The following is a 22,694-nucleotide window of genomic DNA, read 5'->3' as shown; positions in this document are numbered from 1 at the left end:
GATGGTGTGTATGGTCAGCAGGGTGACAGGGTAGAACACGCCTGTATGTATTGTAGAGGAGGAGCGGGACACCGCGATGGCGAGGCACGTCTTCGTCGACAGAGTCAGATGTGTATAAGAGCCGGGTGCTGGGCCTACTCGCCCACCGGCATCCGCCTGGGCTTGCAGGGCTATGCGCCCACGCATCTGGCGCTGGCGCGCTTTATCGTGGCGTCGCTGTTCATGGCGGTCATCGCGCTGCTGCGCGGCATCGCCCTGCCCCGGCTCAGGGACGTGCCCACCCTGCTGTTGCTTGGCCTGTTCGCGGTCAGCCTGCACCATGTGGCCATCAACTACGGCCAGCGTGGGGTCAGCGCCGGGGCGGCCAGTGTGCTGGCGCAGTCCACGCCGCTGTTCAGCCTGCTGATCGCGCACTGGGTGTTCAAGCAGGTGGCCGGGGCCTGGCATTGGGGCTGCCTGCTGCTGGGCATGGCCGGCGCGGTGATCGTGGTGGCCGGCGATCGCGGGCTCGGTCAGTTCGACCCGCACGGGTTGCTGATTCTGGTGGCGGCATTGTCGTGGAGCATCTATTTCGCCCTGCAGAAACACCACGGCCACCGCTACGACGCGCTGACCATCACCTGCTACACCGTATGGTCGGGCACTGCATTGCTGATGGTGTACCTGCCGGGGCTGCTCGACGACCTGGGCCACGCACCGCCCCAGGCCAACACTGCGGTGCTGGTGCTGGGGGTATTCCCCAGCGCGCTGGCCTACCTGGCCTGGGCCTGGGTACTGCGCCACTGCGAGGTCACCCGGGTGACCCTGGCGCTGTACCTGATACCCGCCTTCGCCATGCTGATCGCCGCAGCGCTGCTGGGCGAGCGGCCCTCGGCATCGGTGATGCTGGGCGGGCCGTTGGTGCTGATCAGCGTGCTGGCGCTGAACCTGAGGCCGCCTCGGCTGCCGGTTCAGCCGGGTCGCCAAACTTCACATTGAAGTAGTCGAGCAGGGTCTGGCCACGACGCAAGGTACTGCGCACCTCTTCGCTCTGCGCCAGCAGTTCGGCGCTGGGCCTGGCATGCTGTTCAGCCGGCAGCGGCGTCGACCACGCCTTCACCTCAGGAGGTATGCCCGCCTTGGGCCGGTTGTTGACCCAGTGCGAGATATGGCACGGCAAGGTCCAGCCGCCGAAGGCCTGCACAAACAGAAAGCCAAACCAGTGCTGCCACCACGGGAAGTTGTCGCGATAGCCCTGGCGGGCCATGTGGAAGAACGCCACGGTGCCCTCCTCGAACTCTTCATCGGGCGCTGGCGGCAGGCTCGCCGGGCCCTCTTCCATGTACACCCGGATCGCTTCCCATTCGGCAATCGCCGCGCCCAGGTGGCCGCTGGGCACGTTGATCCACAGCACATTGCCGGTGTCGGCCTGACGCAGGCAGAACATCAGGTTGAAGGCGGGCAGCACGGCGTACTCGGTGACGGTGCGCCCCGCGCTGACGCAGGCGATCACCGACTCCCACGGCACGAAGATCGGCGCCGCGCCCCGAGTGGGCACGAACGCCACCTCGCGGCGCTGGCGGTTGAAGCGTATCGGCGGGTGAATCGTCACCTCGCGCATCACCCGCCAGAACATCCCCGCATACAGCAACGACAGGCAGGCGATGAAGCCCCAGATGAACCCGTTGGCCATGAAGTCGGAGAAGGTGCTCCAGAACGGCTCCACATGGCGGCGTGCCCAGGAGCCGAGCAAGGCAGTGAGCATGAAACAGGTAACCACGCCCATCACCGAGGCGATGCCGCAGCGCGCCATGAACTCGAAGTTGCCCTGGCCGATGGCAAAGTCCAGGTACACCTCGTTGGATTCGCGGTGCAGGTTGCGGCTGCTGTAGGCCGGCATGCCGGTGGGGATCGGCAGGGGCGAGAGGTAGACGATCTCGGTGCCGGCCACCCGCTCGAAGTCACCGGCGTGGGGCAGGCGTTCGTATTTGCTGTCGGTCATCGAGCTATTCCTCTTCCAGCGTCAATGGCCGCGCCATGTCTTTGATCCAGTGCCACAGGATGTAGAAGATGGGGCTTGCGCAGCAGACACCGATCAACAGCAGCCCGACAGCATTGTTGAGCAGCTGGCGCGGGTTGCACTCCAGGGGGCCGCTGTTGCCCTTGCCCATGCGCACACAGCCATGCTCCGGATAGGCCATGACATAGGCGCCCCAGGCAAACAGCGCGGCCAGCAGGGCGAACAGCAGCATCAGGCCCACCTCGGTATCGCGATTGCCCAGGCGCTCCCAGCGTTGCGCCAGCCGCAGGTTCAGCATGCGTCGACATCCTTGTTCATACAGGCTCCTATGAAAAACGGCGCACAGTATCACGCAAATAGTCGTCGAGCAGTTTTACATCGCCGTGGGGCCTGGGCAGTGCCGGGGCGGCTCCCCCTCGTGCCAGCTCGCTCTCGATGAACTGGTGCAGCAGTACGCGGCGAGGCCCGTAATCGGCTTCGCTGGCGATGCGTTTGACGCGAAGCAGCTCGTCCAGGTCGGCCAGCAGCAGCGGGTCGTGCAGGGTCGCCTCCACCAGTTGGGCGAACGCGGTGGGCGGCATGCCCAGGCCCTGTTCGATCCAGCGCACCGCCAGCAACGGGCGCAATACGTAGAGGTACTTCTTCAGGCGCACCTCTTCGCCCTGCAGGTAGATGCGAAAGTTCTTGGTGGCCATCGACAGGTAGTGGTGAAACGCCGCCTGCGGCGAATGGAACTGCCTGGCCAGGCCGCGCAAGGCTTGCAGCGCCCCCGGCTCGGCGCGGTACACCAGCGGCGAGTCGAGCCATTCGAGCAGGGTCGGGTTGGCATTGCGCAGCAGGCGCAGGGTCTTGCGCAGCTCCCAGCCACTGATGTCGAGTTCGTCGGTGAGCGGGCGCTCGATCACGTCGCGTGGCTCGTCGATGCGCAGGTACCAGTCCTGGCGGTGCACGTAGATGAAGCGCACGTCGAAGTCGCTGTCGGTGGAGGCAAAACCCCAGGCGCGGCTGCCGGATTCGCAGGCGTAGAGCACGCGCACGTCATGCTCGCGCTCGATGCGTTGCAGTTCTTCGAGTACCCAGCTGCGCATCGCACTGGGCAGGGGGTGACGGTCTTCCATGTTCATGTTCGAATCCTCGTTGTACCCCTTCGCCGGCACGGCCGGCGAAGAGGCCATCAGCCTTTCACACACACCACCTGACGCAACGTGTGCACCACTTCCACCAGCTCGCGCTGCGCCGCCATCACCGCATCGATGTCCTTGTAGGCCATCGGGATCTCGTCGATCACGTCCTTGTCCTTGCGGCACTCCACATGCGCGGTGGCGCGTACCTGGTCCTCAAGGGTGAAGGCCTGTTTGGCCCGGGTACGGCTCATGATCCGCCCGGCACCGTGGCTGCAGGAGCAGAACGATTCCTCGTTGCCCAGGCCGCGCACGATGAAACTCTTGGCGCCCATCGAGCCCGGAATGATCCCCAACTGGCCCTTCTGCGCCGACACCGCGCCCTTGCGCGTCACCAGGATCTCCTGGCCGAAGTGCTGCTCTTTCTGCACGTAGTTGTGGTGGCAGTTGACCCCCTGCAGGTTGGCCTCGAACGGCTTGCGGATGACCTGGCGCGTTGCCTCGATCACCGCGTGCATCATCAGCGCACGGTTCTGCCGGGCAAAGTCCTGGGCCCACTCCACCGCCTGGACGTAGTCGTCGAAATGTCGGCTGCCTTCCTCGAAATACGCCAGTTCCTTGTCCGGCAGGTTGGCGATGTGCTGGCGCATGTCGGCCTTGGCCAGCTCGATGAACAGGTTGCCGATGGCATTGCCCACGCCCCGCGAGCCGCTGTGCAGCATGAACCACACGCGGTCGGCCTCATCCAGGCACACCTCGATGAAGTGGTTGCCGCCGCCCAGGGTGCCCAGGTGCTGGCGATTGTTGGTCTTCTGCAGTTGCGGGTACTTGTCGGTGATCGCCTTGAAACGCCCGGCCAGGGCCGACCACGCCTGATCGGCGGCGGTCGGTACGTGGTTCCACGCGCCCTGGTCGCGCCGGCCGAAGGTCTTGCCGTGGGGCACTGCCTTCTCGATGGCGCTGCGCAGCCCTTGCAGGTTGTCGGGCAGGTCGGCCGCCACCAGCGAGGTGCGCGCCGCGATCATGCCGCAGCCGATGTCCACGCCCACCGCCGCCGGGATGATCGCGCCCAGGGTCGGGATCACGCTGCCGATGGTCGAGCCCTTGCCCACGTGCACATCGGGCATCACGGCCAGGTGCTTGAAGATGAACGGCAGGCGCGCGGTGTTCATCAGTTGCTGGCGTGCGTCCTCGTCCATCGGCACGCCCTGGGTCCAGAGCTTGATCGGTTTGCCGTTGGCCACTTCGAGGATGTTCATGTGTTTCATCTCAATTGTCCTTGTAGCCCGCCAGGCCCGAAGGCCTGGCAGGTGTCATGCGGTTTTCAGGCTGACCAGCCCATTCAACACCTGATCCAGCCCGCCGAATACCGAAATGCGGTCGATGCGCTCGGCCACCCGCTCCAGGGTTTCCAGCTCCTTCAGGCGCAGGGCCGTCGGGTTGTCTTCCATGACCTTGGCGGTGTTGAGCAGCGAACGGGTTGCCGAAGTTTCCTCGCGGCGCCGGATCACGTTGGCCTGGGCCGCCTTCTCCGCCTCCACCACCTGCGCCAGCAGGGTCTTCATTTCACCCGGCAGAATGATGTCGCGCACGCCCAGGCCGCTGACCTCGATGCCGCTGCCCACCAGTTTCTCGGCCAGGTACTGGCTGACGGTGTCGTCGATCAGTTGCTTGTTCTCCAGCAGCTCGTCGAGGGTACGCGTGCCCACGGCCGCACGCAGGCCGAACTGCACCTCGCGGTACAGGTGTTCCAGCGGTTTGCTGAGGCTGGCGAAAGCCATCAGCACGTCGCTGTAGCGCCAGTTGGCCGCCAGGTTCAGGCGCAGGCTGACCTTGTCGCGGGTGAGGATCTCCTGGCCGCTGACCTCCAGCGACTGGATGCGCATGTCGACCATATCGACACTCACCTGGCGGTTGAAGCGCCAGAAGCCGTACTGACCGGCCGGCAGCAGCTCGACCACCGCACCATCGACCTTGAGCACGCCCACATGGAAGGCCGGCACCGGCGCCAGCAGCACCGCATCCAGCCCGGCCAGGGTGCGACCGCGCAGCTTGGGCTGGCCGAGCTGGCCGAGCAGGGTCGGCTCCAGGCGATAGCTGTGGGTCAGGTCGATGCGCTGCAGGGTCTGCGCGCTCTGGCCCTTCCAGTACAACTGGCGGCTGCCCGGTGGCAGCAGTTCCGCCAGTGCGCCATCCTCGAAACGCAGGCCCACTTCGTGTTCGGCCAGGTCCATGCGCTCGAAGTACTGATCCACCACCGCCGGCTCGCTCTGGCGCAGGTAGCCGGCCAGGCGGTGCTCGAAGCGCGGGGTGTTGAGGCTGAAGGTTTCCACCGTCAGCCGGTTATGCCGGTCAAGGCGCTGATGCACGCCCGGTTCCAGGATCGACACGAAGTCGCCCTCGCAGAACAGCAGGCCGCGTTCGTTCTTTTTCACGATGAAGCGCTTGAGCAGTTTCATTCTGTATTTCCCTTTCAATGAATTCCGTGGTGCCGGTGCTGCCGGTACGCCGAGCGCTGCAGGTGGGGCCCGGGGGGAGGTGCACGCGTCGGGACATCAGAGTCCTTTGCCGACCGAGTCCTTCGGTCCGACGTTGCGCCTTGCCCCGGGCCCGGCCAGCAGGCCGGGCGTACCAGCGGTGGCGGGGGCGTCCTTCGCGACAGTCAGCCATCCTGGCTGCAAGTGCGTTGCCCTCGCCTCACCGGCGGGTGTTACGGGTACAGCTACCGTGGAGGGTATGTAACGAGTTCTAGGCTCGTTGGCGGCCCCATCCGGGGTTGCGCCAGCGACCGGTCGTTGCGGCGGCGGCATGCACGACACCAACACCAGGGGTGGGCTCGTGCACCGGTGGGGTTGTGAACCCCGACCCGTTGGCCTGCTTGGCGATGCGGTCGAAAGTGTTATTGCGAGGGGCGTGCCAGGTTTCGTCAAAGCGCTAGAATTATTTTCAACTCATTGATTTATAAGTGTTTTATTTTAATCTTCGCTAAATCAATCTGCGCACTTGGCAAATGCTTTAGGGCTTTTATGTATACTTTTATCTCTTCATTTATCCAAAAAGATAAACAGCATGCACAAGCGCAGCGTTGCCATCGGCTTCATCGGTACCACCCTCGACCGCAACGGAAAGGGTGCCGCGCGCTGGAACAAGTGGCGGCCCACCGTCGCGCTGTGCCAGCAGCCTGATCTTTCGATCGACCGCCTGGAGCTGATTCACGGCAAGAGCGAACGTGATCTGGGCCTGGCCGAGCGCCTGCGCGAGGATGTACTCAGCGTGTCGCCCCACACCGAGGTGCGCCTGCACCGCCTGGCACTGCACAACCCGTGGGATTTCGAAGAGATGTACGGCGCGCTGCATGACTTCGCCAGCAGCTACCACTTCGACACCGAGCACGAGGACTACCTGGTGCACATCACCACCGGCACCCACGTTGCGCAGATCTGCTGGTTTCTGCTGACCGAGGCGCGCTACCTGCCGGCGCGGCTGGTACAGACCTCGCCGGCGCGCGGCAAGGAAGAAGAGCGTGACCCGGCCGGCACCAGCACGCTGATCGACCTCGACCTGTCGCGCTATGACCACATCGCTTCGCGCTTTCAGCGCGAGCAGGCGCACAGCCTGGCGTTTCTCAAGGCCGGCATCGCCACGCGCAACGTGGCGTTCAACCACTCCATCGAGCAGATCGAGCGCGTCGCCCTGCGCTCAACCGCCCCGATGCTGCTGGTGGGGCCGACCGGTGCCGGCAAGTCGTTCCTGGCCCGGCGCATCTATGAACTCAAGCGCACGCGCCACCAGCTGGAGGGCCGCTTCGTCGAAGTGAATTGCGCCACGCTGCGCGGCGACGGCGCCATGTCGAGCCTGTTCGGGCATATCAAGGGCGCCTTCACGGGTGCACAGAACGCCCGCGACGGCCTGCTGCGCGCCGCCGACGGCGGCATGCTGTTTCTCGACGAAATCGGCGAACTGGGCGCCGACGAACAGGCCATGCTGCTCAAGGCCATCGAAGAGAAGCGCTTCTTCCCGATGGGCGCAGACAACGAGGTGCAAAGCGACTTCCAGTTGATCGCCGGCACCCACCGTGACCTGCGCAAGCAGGTGGCCGAAGGGCTGTTTCGCGAAGACCTGTATGCGCGCATCAACCTGTGGACCTTCGAACTGCCGGGGTTGGCCGGGCGGCGCGAAGACATCGAGCCGAACATCGATTTCGAACTGCAGCGCCACGCCCGCGAACAGGGCCGCAACGTGCGCTTCAACCTTGAAGCCAAGCGCCGGTATCTGGCGTTCGCCCATTCACCGCAAGCACGCTGGGCCGGCAACTTTCGCGAGCTGTCGGCCTCGATCACGCGCATGGCGACCCTGGCCGACAGCGGACGCATCGACGAGCCCCTGGTCAGCGAAGAGATCACCCGGCTGCAACGGGCCTGGGGGGTTGCCGCGCCCACCGAGCCGTTGCTTGAAGGGCGTGAGCTGGACCTGTTCGACCGCCTGCAACTGGAGGCCGTGCTGCGGGTGTGTCGCGATGCCCGCTCGCTGTCCGACGCAGGGCGCCAGCTGTTTGCGGTGTCGCGCCAGGACAAGGAAAAACCCAACGATGCCGACCGCCTGCGCAAATACCTGGCGCGCTTCGAACTGGACTGGAACCAGCTGCGCAGTTGAGCTGCCATGCTAGAATCCGCGCACCGGCCGTATTGGCCGGCACACTTTCCCTTCCACCGAAAAAGGACTCTCGGTCTTGTCGTTCATGACATCTCCTCGTCTGCACTTTGCCACCCTCAGCCTGTTCACCGCCCTGAGCCTTACCGCCACCGCCAGCTTCGCCGACGAAGACGAGGCCGTTGCCAAGGGCCGCTGGCAGGGCCTGGCCGGCATGGCCAACCTCTACCTGAACGATGCCGACGCACAGGAATTCATCGATGCCGGCGACAAGGAGAAAAGCGAGCACGACAACATGGCTGGCGCCCTGGCCTATTACCTGACGGCCGCACGCCTGGACCCGAAGAACGCCTATGCGTCCTACCAGGCCGGCGCCGCCCTGGCCTCGATGGAGAAGTTCGATCTGGCTGGCGACCTGCTCGACCAGGCCCGCGAGCGCGGTTTCTGGCAGGCCGTGATCCTGCGTGACGACGACGAGCTGGAGGGCATGAAGGACGCACCGGCCTACAAGAAACTGCTGCAGAGCGCCGAGGCCAACTACGCCAAACAGGCCAAGGATGCCGGTGCGGCGGCGTTCAGCATCCCCGAAGGCAAGGCCCCGGCCGGCGGCTGGCCGGTGGTGGTGTGGTTGTCCGGCTACGGCACCGAAGGCAGCAAGGGCATTCGCATGCGTGAAGAACTGGTGGGCGAACGCGCCGTACTGGTGGGCGTGAACGGCACGCTCAAGCGCGACGAGGGCCAGTTCATGTGGCAGCAACACACGGTCGAGCCGACCGAGAAAGCCGTGGCGGCCGCGCTCAAGGCCCTGGAAAAGCAGACCCGCATCGACCGCTCGAACGTGGCGCTGATCGGCTTTTCCCAGGGCGCCGAACATGCGGCGCACCTGATCGCCGAATACCCGCAGCATTACAGCGGCGCGGTACTGCTGTCGCCGGGCGGCTTTCGCATTCCATTCGCCGTGCAGAAGGCCAAGGACAAGCGCATCGTGATCGTGCACGGCGCCAAGGAGCATTCGAGCAACCTGGAACTGACCGCAACCACGCAGAAGGCATTCGAAGGCAGCAACCCGGTGCAAAGCCACGAACACCCGGCCGGGCACACCTTCCAGGATGACTGGGAAACGGCGTATCGCGGGTACCTCGATTACGCGTTGGGGCTGACCCCGGCGGGCTGACTACAGCGCGGCTTTCGCCAGCAAGGCTGGCTCCTGCAGAGTGGGGATAAACGGCAGGAGTCAGCCTTGCTGACGAAGAACCCTTCGAGATCTGTCCAAAAGTCCTACAGCAGGCCCCAAAAAACCATTCTATGCTTGCACCTGAGTTCGACGCCCCTGTGGCTCGAAGCTGGGGGGCTGTTATCGATGCACCGGGGCGCCGCAAGCCAATCCCGACACCGATACAGCCCCTCTTTTTTTGCCTCAGCGCAGCCCCAACTGCCCCCGCAGGTAGTCATACAGCCCCGACGCACTCTTGCGATAGCCATCGGCCGTCAGGTGCACCAGGTCGCCTCGCGCCAGCCCCTCTGCCTGCCACCGCGCAATCGAGCACTCCCCGCCCATGTAGGCCTGCCAGTCCCAGAACAGCACGTTGGCCTGGCGTGCCACCTGGCGCTGGATCTGCACCACCTGCGGCAACGACTGCGGGCGCCGCGTCGCGCAGGTGCGCGCACCACGCTGCTTGATCGAGTCCGAAGGCCCCACCAGCAGGATAACTGCCCGTGGCTGCACCCGCTTGAGCTGGGCCACGGTACGGCGCAACTGGTCACGGTACTTGGCCATGTCCAGGGTGTGGTCGAACGCCTCGTTGGTGCCATAGGCCAGAATGATCAGGTCCGGGCGCAGGGCCTTGAGGTTTTCCTGCCAGCCAGCCTGCCATTTGTCCTGCACCTCCAGCCGCGCACCGTTGATACCCAGGGCCGAATAGGTCACCCCGGCGTTCTTCTGGCCCTGGATGTACCAGCCACCCAGCACCGTGCCCGGGTGGGCATTCAGGCTCATGTCCACCGGCAGGCTGATGCTGTTGAGCGGCGGGCTGAAGCGCCACTGCCCGTTGCTTGCGGCCAGCATCACGCGGCGCGCCGCGTTCTGCCCGCCACGGGCGGTAAGGCTGCTGTTCTCCCGCGCCTGGTACAGGGCCGAGATACGGTAGCGCTGGGCACTGGGTTCACGCGCCTCCAGGCGCACGCTCGGGTTCGCCGCCAGCGGTACCGACAGGTAGCCCCCCAGCGGGAACTGGGTGCTTTGCTGGTTGCGCGCCGACACCAGCTCCCACTGGCGCCTGGCCGTCTTGAGGATCAGGTTGTCGTAGCGCGTGCCAGGTACCGGTGTCGCCGCCACAAAGCCTATGCCGCCATCGCCGTACTGCGACTGCAGCAGGCGACGCATCTCGCCGCTGAACAGGTCGGCGGCAGTGTGCGAATCTCCGAATTGCACGATATTGACCGGTGTGCGACTGGAGGTGCGCAGCTTGCCGGCCAGCACCGCAAGGTTGCCGTCACGGCTGCCGGTCGCCTTCTGCTGCACGGCGAGGGGGCGCGCGGCCGGCGCGTTGACCGCCGCCACCGGGCTGCAGCCCGGCAGCGCGCAGATAAGCGCCGCCAGCACCAGGATGTTGTGCGCTCGGCGCATGCTCAGTGTCCCGTTACGGTCAGGCCCGGGAAGGCGATCATCGACAGTACCTGCTCGGCGATCAGCTTCTGGCCCGTGGTGGTGAAGTGGATGCCGTCGTCGACACGGGTCTTGACCCGTTTGCCCTGGCTGTTCTGCAGGGTATAGGAGAACTCGTCGGCCTGGTAACCGAGCACGCCGTTGGCCGACACGTAATGCTGCTGGTACAGCTGCGCCTGGCTTTCATACAGCCCGCTGAGATAGGCCATGGCCGTCGACAACTTGGGCTTTTGCATGTTGGGCGGGCCGACCCAGATCACCTGCACATTGTGAGCGCGGGCCTCGTCCAGGATCCGGTCGATGCGCTTGCGGTACAGCGCCTCCCACTCAGGCGATTTGAAACGCAGGAACGGCTTGCCCTTGGACTCGGGCATGTCCCACGGGTCGTTCGGACCCAGGAACACCACCATCAGGCGGATGTTGGGGTGATTCTGCAGCGTGTCGGACACCGTCTGCGGCCAGTTGAAAAAACCGGGGTACGCCAGGCCCGTGCTCTGGCGGCTGAGGTTGACGCTCTTGATCTGGTAGCGCTTGAGCAAGGTGTTGGCCAGGTGCGGCGCCACGCCCTGCATCAGCGAGTCGCCCACCAGGAACACTTCGTCGCCAGCCGCCAGGCTCACGGCCTTGGGCGGCTGCCCCGGCACCAGCGGTTGCGCCGCCACCTTGACCGGTTGCGCGGCGGGCGCCTGCGCCACAACCGGCGGCACTGTCGCTGGCTGCACTGCAGGGGGCCTGGCCGCAGGTGTCGGCGCCACCACCGGTACCTTGGCAGGCGCCGGCGCCTTGGCATGGGGCTGCGCCAGGTCGACCAGCACCACCGGCATACTGGGCGGCAGCTCGACCGTCGGCACGCCCTCGGCCTGGGCCAGCAGGGTCTGGCGCTCCAGGCTGTCGATGAAGCTGCTGCGCGCATCCCCCAGGGCCTGGGTCAGGTTGCCGCCCAGGCGCCACGCCTGGCTCTGCCCTACCCAGGGCAGCTCGCAGCTCTGGTGGTACTTCTGCTGGCAGTACAGGCTGATGGAGTTCTGGTTCAGCCAGAACAGCAGCAAGGTGGTGACCAGGATCGCGTACAGCACCTTGGCCGCGCCCATTTGCGTCTTGAACAGCTGACCGGTACTAGAAGCTTGCATAGATGAACCCCGGCACGCCCGATTGCGAAGCGAAGATGACCAACGACACGAACAGCCCCAGCGGGATCGGGTAGAGCTGCCAGGGCAGCCGGCTGCTGGCGGCAAAACCCTGGCGCAGCAGCGCCAGCACCTGCGGGTACACCGCGATGTACAGCACGCAGCCCAGCAACAGCAGGCCGGTGGTGCTCAACAGCCCGCCCAGGCTCAGGCCGGCGATGCCGCCGAGCATGTCCAGCGCATCATCCAGGCTCGCGCAGCGAAAGAAGATCCAGGCGAAGGCGACGTAGTGGAAGGTCAGCAGGCGCGCCAGCACATCCGCGCCCGGCCAGCGCATCGGTTGTGGCAGCACGTAGGTTGAGGCCTTGTACAGCGCCAGCCCCACGCCGTGCAGCGCACCCCAGATGATGAAGTTGAGGCTCGCGCCGTGCCACAGGCCGGAAACCAGCATCGCCAGCAGCATGTTCAGGTTGCCGCGCCACACGCCCTGGCGGTTGCCGCCCAGCGGGATGTACACGTAGTCGCGAATGAAGGTCGACAGGCTGATGTGCCAGCGCCCCCAGAACTCCTTGAGGTTGCGGGCCGCGTAGGGCGCATTGAAGTTGGCCGGCAGGCGAAAGCCCAGCAGCAGCGCCACGCCGGTCACCAGGTTGGTGTAGCCGCTGAAGTTCAGGTAGATCAGCAGGCTGTAACCGTACACGCTCAGCAGCAGTTGCTCGGCGCTGAAGCCGCTTGGGGTCTCGAACACCGGGTCGACCCACTCGCTGCCCAGCCAGGCACTGAAGAAGAACAGCTTGACCACCGCCAGCGCAATCAGCCCCAGCGCCCGCTGCGGCTCCAGCACCTGGCGGATCTGCGCCGGGCGAATCTGCGGCAGCATGTGCGCGGCGCGGTTGACCGGGCCGGCCACCAGGCTGGGGAAGAAGGCCAGGTACAGGGCCAGGTCCAGCGGCGCGGCCGGGGCCATTTCACCGCGGTTGATCGACACCAGGTAGCTGACCGAATGGAAGGTATAGAACGACAGCCCGATCGGCAGCAGCACCTCCAGCACCGGCAGCGAGACGTCCAGGCCCAGGTCGGCCAGCGCGGCCTGCACGCCCCCCACGAAGAATTCCTGGTACTTGAAGACATAGAAGCAGCCCAGCACCAGCAGCAACACCATCAGGTAGGTGAAGCGCCGTCCGGGATGTCGCGCGCTGAACAGCCCCAGCAGGTAGACCAGCAGGGTGTAGCCGAGCAGGATGTACAGCGAATCGAGGCTGAAGCTTGCGACCAGCGCATAGCTGCCCGCCAGCAGCAGGACGTTCTGCAGGCGAACGCTCCAGCAAAGGCTCCAGTAGACCGCGAAAAACAGAGTGAAGCAGAGGCCGAACTCGATCGAAAGAAAGCTCACAACGTAGTCCATTACGCGACATGGAAGGGGGGACCCTGACCCGGATACAACCCGCGGCGCAGAGCGGGCGCGATTATGGCAGACAGCAGTGAGCCCCCACAATGCAAGCAGTGCAGGAAAATCAAGCCTGTTCCCACGGCATTTATGCAACAGAATGCGACGAAAGATCACAGGCGCTGATTTGCTCCCCCTGCCCTGCTCTGCTAGTGTCGCGCCGTTCAAACCGCCACCAGAGACAGCCGCCATGGCCCGAAAAAAAGCTGCCATTGACTTCGAGCAATCCCTTGCCGACCTGCAAGCGCTGGTCGAACGCCTGGAGAACGGCGAACTGTCGCTGGAAGATTCGCTGACCGCCTTCGAGCAAGGCATCGGCCTGACCCGCGATTGCCAGAGCGCCCTGACCCAGGCCGAGCAGAAGGTCCAGGTGCTGCTGGAGCGCGACGGCGAGTTGCGCGCCGAGCCGTTCGACGCGGAACAGCCGGAATGATCGCCGCCTACCAGGCCCGTTGCCAGGCCCAGGTGGATGCCGCGCTGGAAACCCTGTTCCACGCCCCCTCGAGCGAACTCGAGCGCCTGTATGCCGCCATGCGCTACAGCGTGATGAACGGCGGCAAGCGGGTACGCCCGCTGCTGGCCTATGCCGCCTGCGAGGCGTTGGGTGGCGCCAGCAGCGATGCCGATGGCGCCGCCTGCGCGGTCGAGCTGATCCACGCCTATTCGCTGGTGCATGACGACCTGCCGGCAATGGACGACGACGACCTGCGTCGCGGCCAGCCCACCACCCACAAGAAATTCGACGAGGCCTGCGCGATCCTGGCCGGCGACGGCTTGCAGAGCCTGGCCTTCAGCGCCCTGCTCGACCCGCGCCTGAGCCCGCAGAGCGATGCCATTCGTCTGGCCATGGTGCAGGCCGTGGCCCAGGGCGCCGGCCCCGCCGGCATGGTCGGTGGCCAGGCCATCGACCTGGGCTCGGTGGGGCTCAAGCTCGATCAGACCGCGCTGGAGTACATGCACCGGCACAAGACCGGCGCGCTGATCGAAACCAGCGTCAAGGTCGGCGCCCTGGCCAGCGCGCGGGCCGATGCCCAGACGCTTGCGGCCTTGCAGCAGTATGCCCAGGCCATCGGCCTGGCGTTCCAGGTGCAGGACGACATCCTGGATGTCGAGAGCGATACCGCGACCCTGGGCAAGCGCCAGGGCGCAGATATCGCCCGCGACAAGCCGACCTACCCGGCATTGCTGGGGCTCGAAGCCGCCAAGGCCTACGCGCTGGAACTGCGCGACCAGGCGCTGGCAGCGCTGGCTGGGTTCGATGACAAGGCCGAGCCGCTGCGGGCGCTGGCGCGGTACATCGTCGAACGCCGCAGCTGACCGCAGCGGCCCTTCGCCGGCAATGCCGGCTCCTGCATCGAACCCTGTAGGAGCCGGCATTGCCGGCGAAACGCACACCACATACCTCAATGGGCAGCCTTCACCGCAATAAGGTAAACTGCCGCCTCATCACACCTATAACGATTCGCCTGATGCCCACGACGTTTCAAGAGATCCCCCGCGAACGCCCGGTCACGCCGCTGCTTGACCGTGCCGATACGCCAGCCGGCCTGCGTCGTCTGGCCGAAGCCGACCTGGAGAAACTGGCCGACGAACTGCGCCAGGAGCTGCTCTATAGCGTCGGCCAGACCGGCGGGCACTTCGGTGCCGGCCTGGGCGTCATCGAACTGACGATCGCCCTGCACTACGTCTTCGACACTCCGGACGACCGGCTGGTGTGGGATGTGGGCCACCAGGCGTATCCGCACAAGATCCTCACGGGTCGGCGCGAACGCATGCACAGCCTGCGTCAGAAGGACGGCCTGGCCGCCTTCCCGCGCCGCGTCGAGAGCGAGTACGACACCTTTGGCGTCGGGCACTCCAGCACCTCGATCAGCGCCGCGCTGGGCATGGCCATCGCCGCCCGCCTGCAGAACCAGGCACGCAAGTCGATTGCAGTGATCGGTGACGGCGCGCTCACCGCCGGCATGGCCTTCGAAGCGTTGAACCACGCCCAGGAAGTCAACGCCGACATGCTGGTGATCCTCAACGACAACGACATGTCGATTTCGCGCAATGTCGGCGGCCTGTCCAACTATCTGGCCAAGATCCTCTCCAGCCGCACCTATGCAAGCATGCGCGAGGGCAGCAAGAAGGTGCTGTCGCGCCTGCCCGGCGCCTGGGAGATCGCACGCCGCACCGAGGAGTATGCCAAGGGCATGCTGGTGCCCGGCACCCTGTTCGAAGAGCTGGGCTGGAACTACATCGGCCCCATCGACGGCCACGACCTGCCCACCCTGATCGCCACCCTGCGCAACATGCGCGACCTCAAGGGGCCGCAGTTCCTGCACGTGGTGACCAAGAAGGGCAAGGGTTTCGCCCCGGCCGAGGTCGACCCGATCGGCTACCACGCGATCACCAAGCTCGAACCGCTGGACGCCCCGGCCACCGCGCCGAAAAAGGCCACCGGGCCGAAGTACTCGGCGGTGTTCGGCCAGTGGCTGTGCGACATGGCCGCTGCCGACCAGCGCCTGGTGGGCATCACCCCCGCCATGAAGGAAGGCTCGGACCTGGTGGCGTTCAGCGAACGCTACCCCGAGCGCTACTTCGACGTGGCGATTGCCGAGCAGCACGCGGTGACGCTGGCGGCGGGCATGGCCTGCGAGGGCGCCAAGCCGGTGGTGGCGATCTATTCGACCTTCCTGCAGCGCGCCTACGACCAGTTGATCCATGACGTGGCGGTGCAGAACCTCGACGTGCTGTTCGCCATCGACCGCGCCGGCCTGGTGGGCGAAGACGGCCCGACCCACGCCGGCAGCTTCGACCTGTCGTTCCTGCGCTGCATCCCCGGCATGCTGGTGATGACCCCCAGCGACGAGAACGAGCTGCGCAAGATGCTCAGCACCGGGCACCTGTACAACGGCCCTGCCGCCGTGCGCTACCCGCGTGGCAGCGGGCCGAACGCGACGATCGACGGCGACCTTGAGCCGCTGGAGATCGGCAAGGGCGTGATTCGCCGCCAGGGCAGCAAGGTCGCCCTGCTGGTGTTCGGTGTGCAACTGGCAGAAGCGCTGAAGGTGGCCGAAAACCTGGATGCAACCGTGGTCGACATGCGTTTCGTCAAGCCGCTGGATGAAGCGCTGGTGCGCGAGCTGGCTGGCAGCCATGACCTGCTGGTGACCATCGAAGAGAACGCCATCATGGGCGGCGCCGGCTCTGCGGTCAGCGAGTTCCTGAGCGCTGAAGGCGTGCTCAAGCCGATGCTGCACCTGGGCTTGCCGGATGTGTACGTCGAGCATGCCAAGCCGGCGCAGATGCTGGCCGAATGCGGGCTGGATGCTGCCGGGATCGAGACTTCGGTGCGTCAGCGGTTGCAACTGCTGGGCCTTTAGACCCTTTCGCCAGCCAGGCTGGCTCCTGCCTGCAGGAGCCAGCCTGGCTGGCGAAGGGCGCATCAGCCCAGCTGACGCGGTACCCGGTACAGGTAAAGGATCACCACGCTGGCGATGGCCAGCAGAATCTGCGGCACTCCCTCCAGGCCCACGAACACCGACAGTGCGGCCACCCACGCCGGCAGGCAGGCAACCAGCATCGACACACGGCGAACCCGCGCCAGCTCTATCCAGGCCGCCGGCTCTTCAGCGCTGTTCAGCGCCTTTTCAGTGGCAATCAATGCACGCTTGTAGGCGCTGAAACGCGGCAGGCTGAAGAACATCGAGGCCAGCCCGGCCAGAAACACCGGCATCACCAGCAGCGGGACACGCGCCACGCTGCCCCCGAATGCCCAGCCGAACACCAGCAGCGGCGCCAGGGCAATCGCGAAGAACTGCCACCAGGCGAACGCCAGCCGCCGCTTGACCTGGCCGCGGGTCACGCCCGACCGGCCTCGCCCTGGTGCTCGTTGCCCATCATGTGGCCGAGCTTGCCGGCCTTGGTGGCCAGGTAGTGCTTGTTATGCGGATTGTGCCCGGTGTGCAGCGGCACGCGCTCGGCTACCGCAATGCCCATGGCGGTGAGGGCTTTTACCTTGCGCGGGTTGTTGGTCATCAGGCGCAATGACGTGACGCCCAGGTGCTCGAGCATCGGCTGGCACATGGCGTAGTCACGCTGGTCGGCGGCAAAGCCCAGGCGCTCGTTGGCCTCGACGGTGTCGGCGCCGCCGTCCTGCAGTTCGTAGGCGCGAATCTTGTTCAGCAGGCCGATGCCACGGCCCTCCTGACGCAGATACAGCAGCACGCCACGGCCTTCGCGGGCGATGGCCTGAAGAGCGGCCTCCAGCTGCGAACCACAGTCGCAGCGCTGGCTGAACAGCGCATCGCCGGTCAGGCATTCGGAATGCAGGCGCCCCAGTACCGGCTCGCCATCGGCTACATCACCCAGGCTGAGCACAACGTGCTCGCGGCCGGTGGCTTCGTCGAGAAAACCATGCATGGTGAACGTGGCAAAGGGGGTGGGCAGCTTGGAAGCGGCAACAAAGACGACGGGCACCTTGTGCTCCTGATCAATAACGTGAAATTTGATGTGCGCCGATTGTAACAGCAGCGTAAGGCAGGTGCTTAGGCTGAATTCTTGGGCAAACAGATCGAGAAGTTAGATGCTGGCACGTGCGCCCTGCCCGGAATCGGGAACGGATACGGCTGCTGCCAGCGCTCGAAGATCTCGCGCAATTCACCGCTGGCGATCAGTTCGTCCATGCGCCGATCGAACAGCGCCCGGAGCGCACAGGCCTGCTCGGTCCTGGCAAAGGCCAGGTACAACGGCAACTCGGCGATGTGGGTGCGGCGGAACCGGGCCTTGTCACGGGCCTGGTTGTACACGTAGTCCACCTCGGTCTGGGCATCGATATAGAAGTCCACGCGCTTGAGTTCGAGCATCGGCAGGATGCCGTCGCGCCGCTGCACCTCGCGAAACTCCTTCACATCGGGCAGGTAGCGCTGGTACTCGTAGCCACGCACCCAGGAGAGCTTGTAGCGGCCGATGGTGGCGGCGCTCGGCACCGGCAGGCTGGCCAGCCCCAGGGCGTAGATATGGTCCTGGTCGAAGGCGTTGCGCGGGTAGAGGTAGTCGTTGCTTTCCTGCTCGTAGGAGCCGACCCAGGCATCGGCCTCGGCGCGCTTGACCAGGCCCACGGCGCGGCTGTAGGGCACGCTGATGGCGAGCACCTTGACCCCCGCCGGCTCGAACACCTTGCGCAGCACGTCCCAGGCCATGCCGCGCCCTTCGACGTCGGTGTAGTCCGGCCAGATCTCGCTGGCCAGGCGCACCTCCTGCGGCAACGCGGTCGGCTCGCCAGCCCAGGCGATGCCGCCACCCAGCGCCAACACCAGCAGCAACACTCGCCATGCGCGCATCAGGCCACTCCCTTCAGGTGAAACTCCACACCAGCGCCTGCATGCCCAACCAGGCGAACACGCCGGCCAGCACGTCATCGAACATGATGCCGAAACCGCCATGCACATGCCGGTCGATCCAGCGGATCGGCCACGGCTTGAGTATGTCGAAGAAGCGGAACATCAGAAAGCCTGCCAACAACCATAGCCAACCTTCCGGTACCAGCCAGAGGGTTATCCACATGCCGACCATCTCGTCCCAGACGATGCCCTCGTGGTCATGCACGCCCAGGTCGTCGGCGACCTTGCCGCACAACCATACGCCGAACAGCATGGTCAGCCCCAGCATCAGCCAGTAGCCCCAGTCGGGCAGCATCTGCCACAGCGGGATGAACGGCACGGCCACCAGCGAACCCCAGGTGCCCGGCGCCTTGGGCAGGGTGCCGGAGCCGAAGCCGAAGGCCAGAAAATGCCAGGGGTTGCGCCAGACTGAAGGCGGCACGTTTTCTGCCGGCACCTGATTGGGGTGATCGGTCACGGTGTCTCCCTAAAAATGTTGATAACCCCGCGTGCGCGGGGTGATGTCCGCCCCGGCGTGGTCACGCAGGCTGACGCCGCTGCCCGCCTCCACCCGACCGACCACGTGCACCGGCCAGCCGGCAGCCTGCAGGCCGGCCAGGTGCGCGGGGGGCAAGGTGAAGGCAATCACGTAGTCGTCGCCACCGGTGAGCGCGGCCTGTCGCGCACCTTCCAGGCCCAGCAGGCCCTGCAGCGCCGCACCCAGCGGCAGCTGTTCGAGCGACAGCACAATCGACACGCCCGAGGCCGTGGCAATGTGTCCGCAATCGGCCAGCAGGCCATCGGAGATATCCAGCGCCGCGCTGGCCTTGCCTCGCAGCGCCTGACCCAGCGCCAGTTGCGGTGGCGGCGACCAGTAGTGCGCCAGCAGCGGCTCGGCCAGCACCACCGCCGCCTCGCGTTCACCCAGCACCAGCGGCAAGGCCCCGGCAGCGTTGCCCAGCTCACCGCCGACACACACCAGGTCACCAGGCCGCGCACCGCTGCGCGTCAGGGCCTGGCCGGCAGGCACGCGGCCGAACACGGTCATGGTCAGGCTCAGCGGCCCATGGGTGGTGTCCCCGCCTACCAGGCTCAGGCCGCATTGTCGGGCCATCAGGTTCAGACCCTGGGCATAGGCCTTCAACCAATCGGCGTGAACCGTCGGCAGGGTCAGGGCAAGGGTAAAGGCCACGGGGGTGGCGCCCATGGCTGCCAGGTCACTGGCAGCCACCGCCAGCGAGCGCTGGCCGAGCAGGAACGGTTCGCACACAGCCGGGAAATGCACCCCGGCCACCAGCGTGTCGGTGGACACGGCCAGTTGCTCGCCGGCCGGCAGCGCCAGCAGGGCGCAATCGTCGCCGATCCCCAGGGCGACCCCGTCGCCGGCCTGCGCACAGGGCGCGGCGGCGAAGTAGTGGCGGATCAGCTCGAATTCACCCATGGGCAGGCAGCGCCGCAATCAGCGCTTGAACGCCTTCACTTCGGCTTCGCGCAGCCGCGGTGCGAGCTTGTCGAGCACACCGTTGACGAACTTGTGCCCGTCAGTGGCGCCGTACACCTTGGCCAGCTCGATACCTTCGTTGATGACCACGCGATAAGGCACGTCGACCCGCTTGATCAGCTCCCAGGTGGACAGGCGCAGCACCGACAGCTCGACCGGATCGAGCTCTTCGAGCACGGTGTCCAGGCAAGGCGCGAGGGCCTTGTCGATTTCTTCCTTGATCGCCGGCACGCCGTGCAGGATCTCGCGGAAGTAGGCACCGTCGACATCGGTGAAATCGTTATCGACCCGGAACTGCGCTTCGATCTCGTTCAGCGAGTGCTTGGCCATGTGCCACTGGTACAGCGCCTGGGTCGCGAGCTTGCGGGCTTCGCGACGCTTGGCGCTCTTGGAGGGCTTGCCAGCATCCGCAGGTTTTGGATCGCGCGGGTTGAAACGATCGCTTTCGTCGCTAATCACTTGGCCTCCAACTGCGCCAGCAGGCTGACCATTTCCAGGGCGGACAGGGCCGCTTCGGCGCCCTTGTTGCCGGCCTTGGTGCCGGAACGCTCGATGGCCTGTTCGATCGAATCGACGGTCAGGACACCGAAGGCAACCGGCACGCCGAACTCCATGGACACCTGGGCCAGGCCCTTGGTGCATTCGCCCGCCACGTATTCGAAGTGCGGGGTGCCACCACGGATCACGGCGCCCAGGGCGATGATCGCGGCGTATTCGCTCTGCTGGGCGACCTTCTGTGCCACCAGCGGAATCTCGAACGCACCCGGTGCACGGATGATGGTGATGTCGCTTTCGCTCACGCCGTGGCGAACCAGGGCATCAACGGCACCGCTTACCAGGCTTTCGACGACGAAGCTGTTGAAGCGGCCAACCACCAAAGCATAGCGACCTTTGGGGGCAATGAAGGTACCTTCGATGGTCTTCAGGGACATTGCGGGGTTCTCATCTTAAAGAGCCAGGCCGCAACGGTGCGGCCTGTGGGAGTTTTGTTCCGGATCAACAGCGGGAAACCAGCCCCTGCTTTATTCGGAGGGCACGTATTCTACAACTTCCAGATCGAATCCGGATATCGCATTGAACTTCATTGGCGAACTCATCAGGCGCATCTTGCGTACGCCCAGGTCGCGCAGAATCTGCGAACCGGCACCCACGGTGCTGTAGGTGGTGGGTGTCTTGACCTGGCTGCTGTCGGCGCTTTCGCGGATATGCGCCAGCAGCACGTCGCCGTCCAGCGGGTGTCCGAGCAGCAGCACCACGCCGCTGCCGGCCTCTGCCACGGCGCTCATGGCGGCGCGCAGGCTCCAGCGGCCGGGCTGCTTGACCAGCAGCAGGTCGCGCAGCGGGTCCATGTTGTGCACCCGCACCAGGGTCGGTTCCTCGGCGCAGATCTTGCCCAGGGTCAGGGCCATGTGCACGTCGCCTTCGACCGAATCGCGGTAGGTCACCAGGTTGAACTGACCCAGTTCGCTGTCCAGCGGCTGCTCGGAAATCCGCTGAATGGTACGTTCGTGGATCATGCGGTAGTGGATCAGGTCGGCGATGGTGCCGATCTTGATGTTGTGCTCGGCGGCGAACACTTCCAGCTCGGCGCGACGCGACATGGTGCCGTCGTCGTTCATCACCTCGCAGATCACCCCGCTCGGCTCGAAACCGGCCATGCGCGCCAGGTCGCAGGCCGCCTCGGTGTGGCCGGCACGGGCCAGGGTACCGCCGGGCTGGGCCATCAGCGGGAAGATGTGGCCCGGGCTGACGATGTCTTCGGCCTTGGCGTCCCGGGCGGCGGCGGCCTGCACGGTGCGCGCGCGGTCGGCGGCGGAGATGCCGGTGGTGACGCCTTCGGCAGCTTCGATCGAAACGGTGAACTTGGTGCCGAAGCCCGAGCCGTTGCGCGGGGCCATCAGCGGCAGCTTGAGCAGCTCGCAGCGCTCGCGCGACATCGGCATGCAGATCAGGCCACGGGCGTGCTTGGCCATGAAGTTGATGTGTTCGGCCTTGCAGCACTCGGCGGCCATGATCAGGTCGCCTTCGTTCTCGCGGTCTTCGTCATCCATCAGGATGACCATTTTGCCCTGGCGAATGTCTTCGACCAGTTCTTCGATGCTGTTGAGCGCCACGCGGCACCCCCTTCTAAATCAGGATTTCAGGTAGCCGTTGGCGGCCAGGAAACTTTCGGTGATGCCACCCTTGCCCGGCTCGGCGGCCTTGTCGCCCAGCAGCAGACGCTCCAGGTAACGGGCCAGCAGGTCGACCTCAAGGTTAACCCGACGCCCGGTGCGGTAGTCGGCCATGATGGTTTCAGCGAGGGTGTGCGGCACGATGGTCAGCTCGAACTCGGCGCCATCGACCTGGTTGACCGTGAGGCTGGTGCCATCGACGGTGATCGAGCCCTTGTGGGCGATGTACTTGGCCAGCTCGGCCGGCGCGCGCAGGCGGAACTGGATGGCGCGGGCGTTATCGCTGCGCGAGATGACCTCGCCGACACCGTCGACGTGGCCGCTGACCAGGTGGCCGCCCAGGCGGCTGCTGGGGGTCAGGGCCTTTTCCAGGTTGACCCGGCTGCCTACCTTGAAGTCGGCAAAGGCGGTGCAGTCGAGGGTTTCGCGGCTGACGTCAGCCCAGAAACCGTCGCCAGGCAGTTCGACGGCGGTCAGGCACACGCCGTTGACGGCGATGCTGTCGCCCAGTTTCACGTCGCCCAGGTCGAGCTTGCCGGTTTCGACATACACGCGCACGTCGCCGCCTTTGGGGGTGAGTGAACGGATGCTGCCGATGGATTCGATGATGCCGGTGAACATGAGTCCTCCTTCAGAACGGGTCG

General features: G+C 65.5%; 23 protein-coding genes. 6 read left to right on the top strand and 17 right to left on the bottom strand.

The annotated features are described in order from the left end of the window. Positions 1-108: 108 nt before the first annotated feature. Positions 109-978, top strand: coding sequence for a DMT family transporter (locus MF6396_RS23420; RefSeq protein WP_238596468.1), 870 nt, complete (start codon positions 109-111; stop codon positions 976-978). Here MF6396_RS23420 and MF6396_RS29090 read toward each other — a convergent pair. Genes MF6396_RS29090 through MF6396_RS23395 form a run of 5 tightly spaced genes read right to left on the bottom strand, consistent with a single transcriptional unit; the run spans position 908 to position 5,579 of the window. Then, positions 908-1,981: a DUF6708 domain-containing protein gene (locus MF6396_RS29090; protein WP_058541910.1), complete on the bottom strand. Its 1,074-nt coding sequence runs from the start codon at positions 1,979-1,981 to the stop codon at positions 908-910. The genes MF6396_RS23420 and MF6396_RS29090 overlap by 71 nt on opposite strands. Positions 1,982-1,985: 4 nt before the next feature. Beyond that, positions 1,986-2,297 carry a hypothetical protein gene (locus MF6396_RS23410; protein WP_043861876.1) on the bottom strand — a complete coding sequence of 104 codons (312 nt, stop codon included), beginning with the start codon at positions 2,295-2,297 and terminating at the stop codon, positions 1,986-1,988. A 28-nt stretch (positions 2,298-2,325) separates the two neighbouring features. Continuing rightward, positions 2,326-3,123 carry a nucleotidyltransferase domain-containing protein gene (locus MF6396_RS23405; RefSeq protein ID WP_043861877.1) on the bottom strand — a complete coding sequence of 266 codons (798 nt, stop codon included), beginning with the start codon at positions 3,121-3,123 and terminating at the stop codon, positions 2,326-2,328. Positions 3,124-3,173: 50 nt separating this feature from the next. After that, on the bottom strand, positions 3,174-4,388 hold the full coding sequence (locus MF6396_RS23400) for an RtcB family protein (protein ID WP_102063829.1): 1,215 nt from the start codon (positions 4,386-4,388) through the stop codon (positions 3,174-3,176). A 45-nt stretch (positions 4,389-4,433) separates the two neighbouring features. Next, entirely contained in the window at positions 4,434-5,579 is a 1,146-nt protein-coding gene (locus MF6396_RS23395) for a slipin family protein (RefSeq protein WP_078481670.1), read from the bottom strand. A gap of 610 nt (positions 5,580-6,189) precedes the next feature. On the opposite strand from MF6396_RS23395, the gene rtcR reads away from it, so the two are divergent. Both rtcR and MF6396_RS23385 read left to right on the top strand, forming a co-directional pair. Then, a complete protein-coding gene (gene rtcR, locus MF6396_RS23390) occupies positions 6,190-7,773 on the top strand; it encodes an RNA repair transcriptional activator RtcR (RefSeq protein WP_078481669.1) in 1,584 nt (527 codons plus the stop codon). An 85-nt stretch (positions 7,774-7,858) separates the two neighbouring features. After that, positions 7,859-8,944, top strand: a complete 1,086-nt coding sequence (locus MF6396_RS23385) for a dienelactone hydrolase family protein (RefSeq protein WP_177346343.1) — start codon at positions 7,859-7,861, stop codon at positions 8,942-8,944. Positions 8,945-9,187: 243 nt separating this feature from the next. Here MF6396_RS23385 and MF6396_RS23380 read toward each other — a convergent pair whose 3' ends face one another. The 3 genes from MF6396_RS23380 to MF6396_RS23370 are packed head-to-tail and all read right to left on the bottom strand — an operon-like array spanning position 9,188 to position 12,955. Beyond that, positions 9,188-10,396, bottom strand: a complete 1,209-nt coding sequence (locus MF6396_RS23380) for an SGNH/GDSL hydrolase family protein (RefSeq protein WP_078481668.1) — start codon at positions 10,394-10,396, stop codon at positions 9,188-9,190. A gap of 2 nt (positions 10,397-10,398) precedes the next feature. Then, on the bottom strand, positions 10,399-11,565 hold the full coding sequence (locus MF6396_RS23375) for an SGNH/GDSL hydrolase family protein (protein WP_078481667.1): 1,167 nt from the start codon (positions 11,563-11,565) through the stop codon (positions 10,399-10,401). Continuing rightward, a complete protein-coding gene (locus MF6396_RS23370) occupies positions 11,552-12,955 on the bottom strand; it encodes an MBOAT family O-acyltransferase (RefSeq protein WP_238596467.1) in 1,404 nt (467 codons plus the stop codon). The genes MF6396_RS23375 and MF6396_RS23370 overlap by 14 nt, the downstream gene beginning before the upstream one ends. 244 nt (positions 12,956-13,199) lie before the next feature. On the opposite strand from MF6396_RS23370, the gene MF6396_RS23365 reads away from it, so the two are divergent. From MF6396_RS23365 to dxs, 3 genes are all read left to right on the top strand, one after another. Beyond that, on the top strand, positions 13,200-13,442 hold the full coding sequence (locus tag MF6396_RS23365; protein WP_043861884.1) for an exodeoxyribonuclease VII small subunit: 243 nt from the start codon (positions 13,200-13,202) through the stop codon (positions 13,440-13,442). Beyond that, complete coding sequence (ispA, locus tag MF6396_RS23360) at positions 13,439-14,326, top strand: (2E,6E)-farnesyl diphosphate synthase (RefSeq protein WP_043861885.1); 888 nt, start codon at positions 13,439-13,441, stop codon at positions 14,324-14,326. Before MF6396_RS23365 ends, ispA begins: the two co-directional genes overlap by 4 nt. A gap of 152 nt (positions 14,327-14,478) precedes the next feature. Next, positions 14,479-16,377 carry a 1-deoxy-D-xylulose-5-phosphate synthase gene (dxs, locus tag MF6396_RS23355; protein WP_078481665.1) on the top strand — a complete coding sequence of 633 codons (1,899 nt, stop codon included), beginning with the start codon at positions 14,479-14,481 and terminating at the stop codon, positions 16,375-16,377. Positions 16,378-16,439: 62 nt separating this feature from the next. Here dxs and MF6396_RS23350 read toward each other — a convergent pair whose 3' ends face one another. From MF6396_RS23350 to MF6396_RS23310, 9 genes are all read right to left on the bottom strand, one after another. Next, complete coding sequence (locus MF6396_RS23350; RefSeq protein ID WP_078481664.1) at positions 16,440-16,859, bottom strand: MFS transporter; 420 nt, start codon at positions 16,857-16,859, stop codon at positions 16,440-16,442. Continuing rightward, positions 16,856-17,473, bottom strand: coding sequence for a GTP cyclohydrolase II (gene ribA, locus MF6396_RS23345; RefSeq protein WP_043861888.1), 618 nt, complete (start codon positions 17,471-17,473; stop codon positions 16,856-16,858). Before ribA ends, MF6396_RS23350 begins: the two co-directional genes overlap by 4 nt. A 68-nt stretch (positions 17,474-17,541) precedes the next feature. Further along, positions 17,542-18,336 carry a substrate-binding periplasmic protein gene (locus tag MF6396_RS23340; RefSeq protein WP_078481663.1) on the bottom strand — a complete coding sequence of 265 codons (795 nt, stop codon included), beginning with the start codon at positions 18,334-18,336 and terminating at the stop codon, positions 17,542-17,544. Positions 18,337-18,349: 13 nt separating this feature from the next. Continuing rightward, positions 18,350-18,853 (bottom strand): phosphatidylglycerophosphatase A family protein, encoded by a 504-nt coding sequence (locus tag MF6396_RS23335; protein WP_043861890.1) that lies wholly within the window; start codon positions 18,851-18,853, stop codon positions 18,350-18,352. 9 nt (positions 18,854-18,862) lie between these two features. Further along, complete coding sequence (gene thiL, locus MF6396_RS23330; RefSeq protein ID WP_078481662.1) at positions 18,863-19,816, bottom strand: thiamine-phosphate kinase; 954 nt, start codon at positions 19,814-19,816, stop codon at positions 18,863-18,865. Positions 19,817-19,834: 18 nt separating this feature from the next. Beyond that, a complete protein-coding gene (gene nusB / locus MF6396_RS23325; protein ID WP_043861892.1) occupies positions 19,835-20,335 on the bottom strand; it encodes a transcription antitermination factor NusB in 501 nt (166 codons plus the stop codon). Continuing rightward, positions 20,332-20,808, bottom strand: coding sequence for a 6,7-dimethyl-8-ribityllumazine synthase (gene ribH, locus MF6396_RS23320; protein ID WP_043861893.1), 477 nt, complete (start codon positions 20,806-20,808; stop codon positions 20,332-20,334). Before ribH ends, nusB begins: the two co-directional genes overlap by 4 nt. A gap of 90 nt (positions 20,809-20,898) precedes the next feature. Further along, the gene (gene ribBA, locus MF6396_RS23315; RefSeq protein WP_043861894.1) at positions 20,899-21,990 is read right to left on the bottom strand and encodes a bifunctional 3,4-dihydroxy-2-butanone-4-phosphate synthase/GTP cyclohydrolase II; all 1,092 of its coding nucleotides are present in this window, start codon (positions 21,988-21,990) and stop codon (positions 20,899-20,901) included. Positions 21,991-22,008: 18 nt separating this feature from the next. After that, entirely contained in the window at positions 22,009-22,671 is a 663-nt protein-coding gene (locus MF6396_RS23310; protein WP_043861895.1) for a riboflavin synthase, read from the bottom strand. Positions 22,672-22,694: the final 23 nt, after the last annotated feature.

It is taken from the genome of Pseudomonas sp. MF6396 (assembly GCF_002018915.1).
GTDB classification, from domain to species: Bacteria; Pseudomonadota; Gammaproteobacteria; order Pseudomonadales; family Pseudomonadaceae; genus Aquipseudomonas; species Aquipseudomonas palmensis.
The sequence above is the reverse complement of the archived record's forward strand: the minus strand, read 5'-3'. Positions and strand labels throughout refer to the sequence as shown.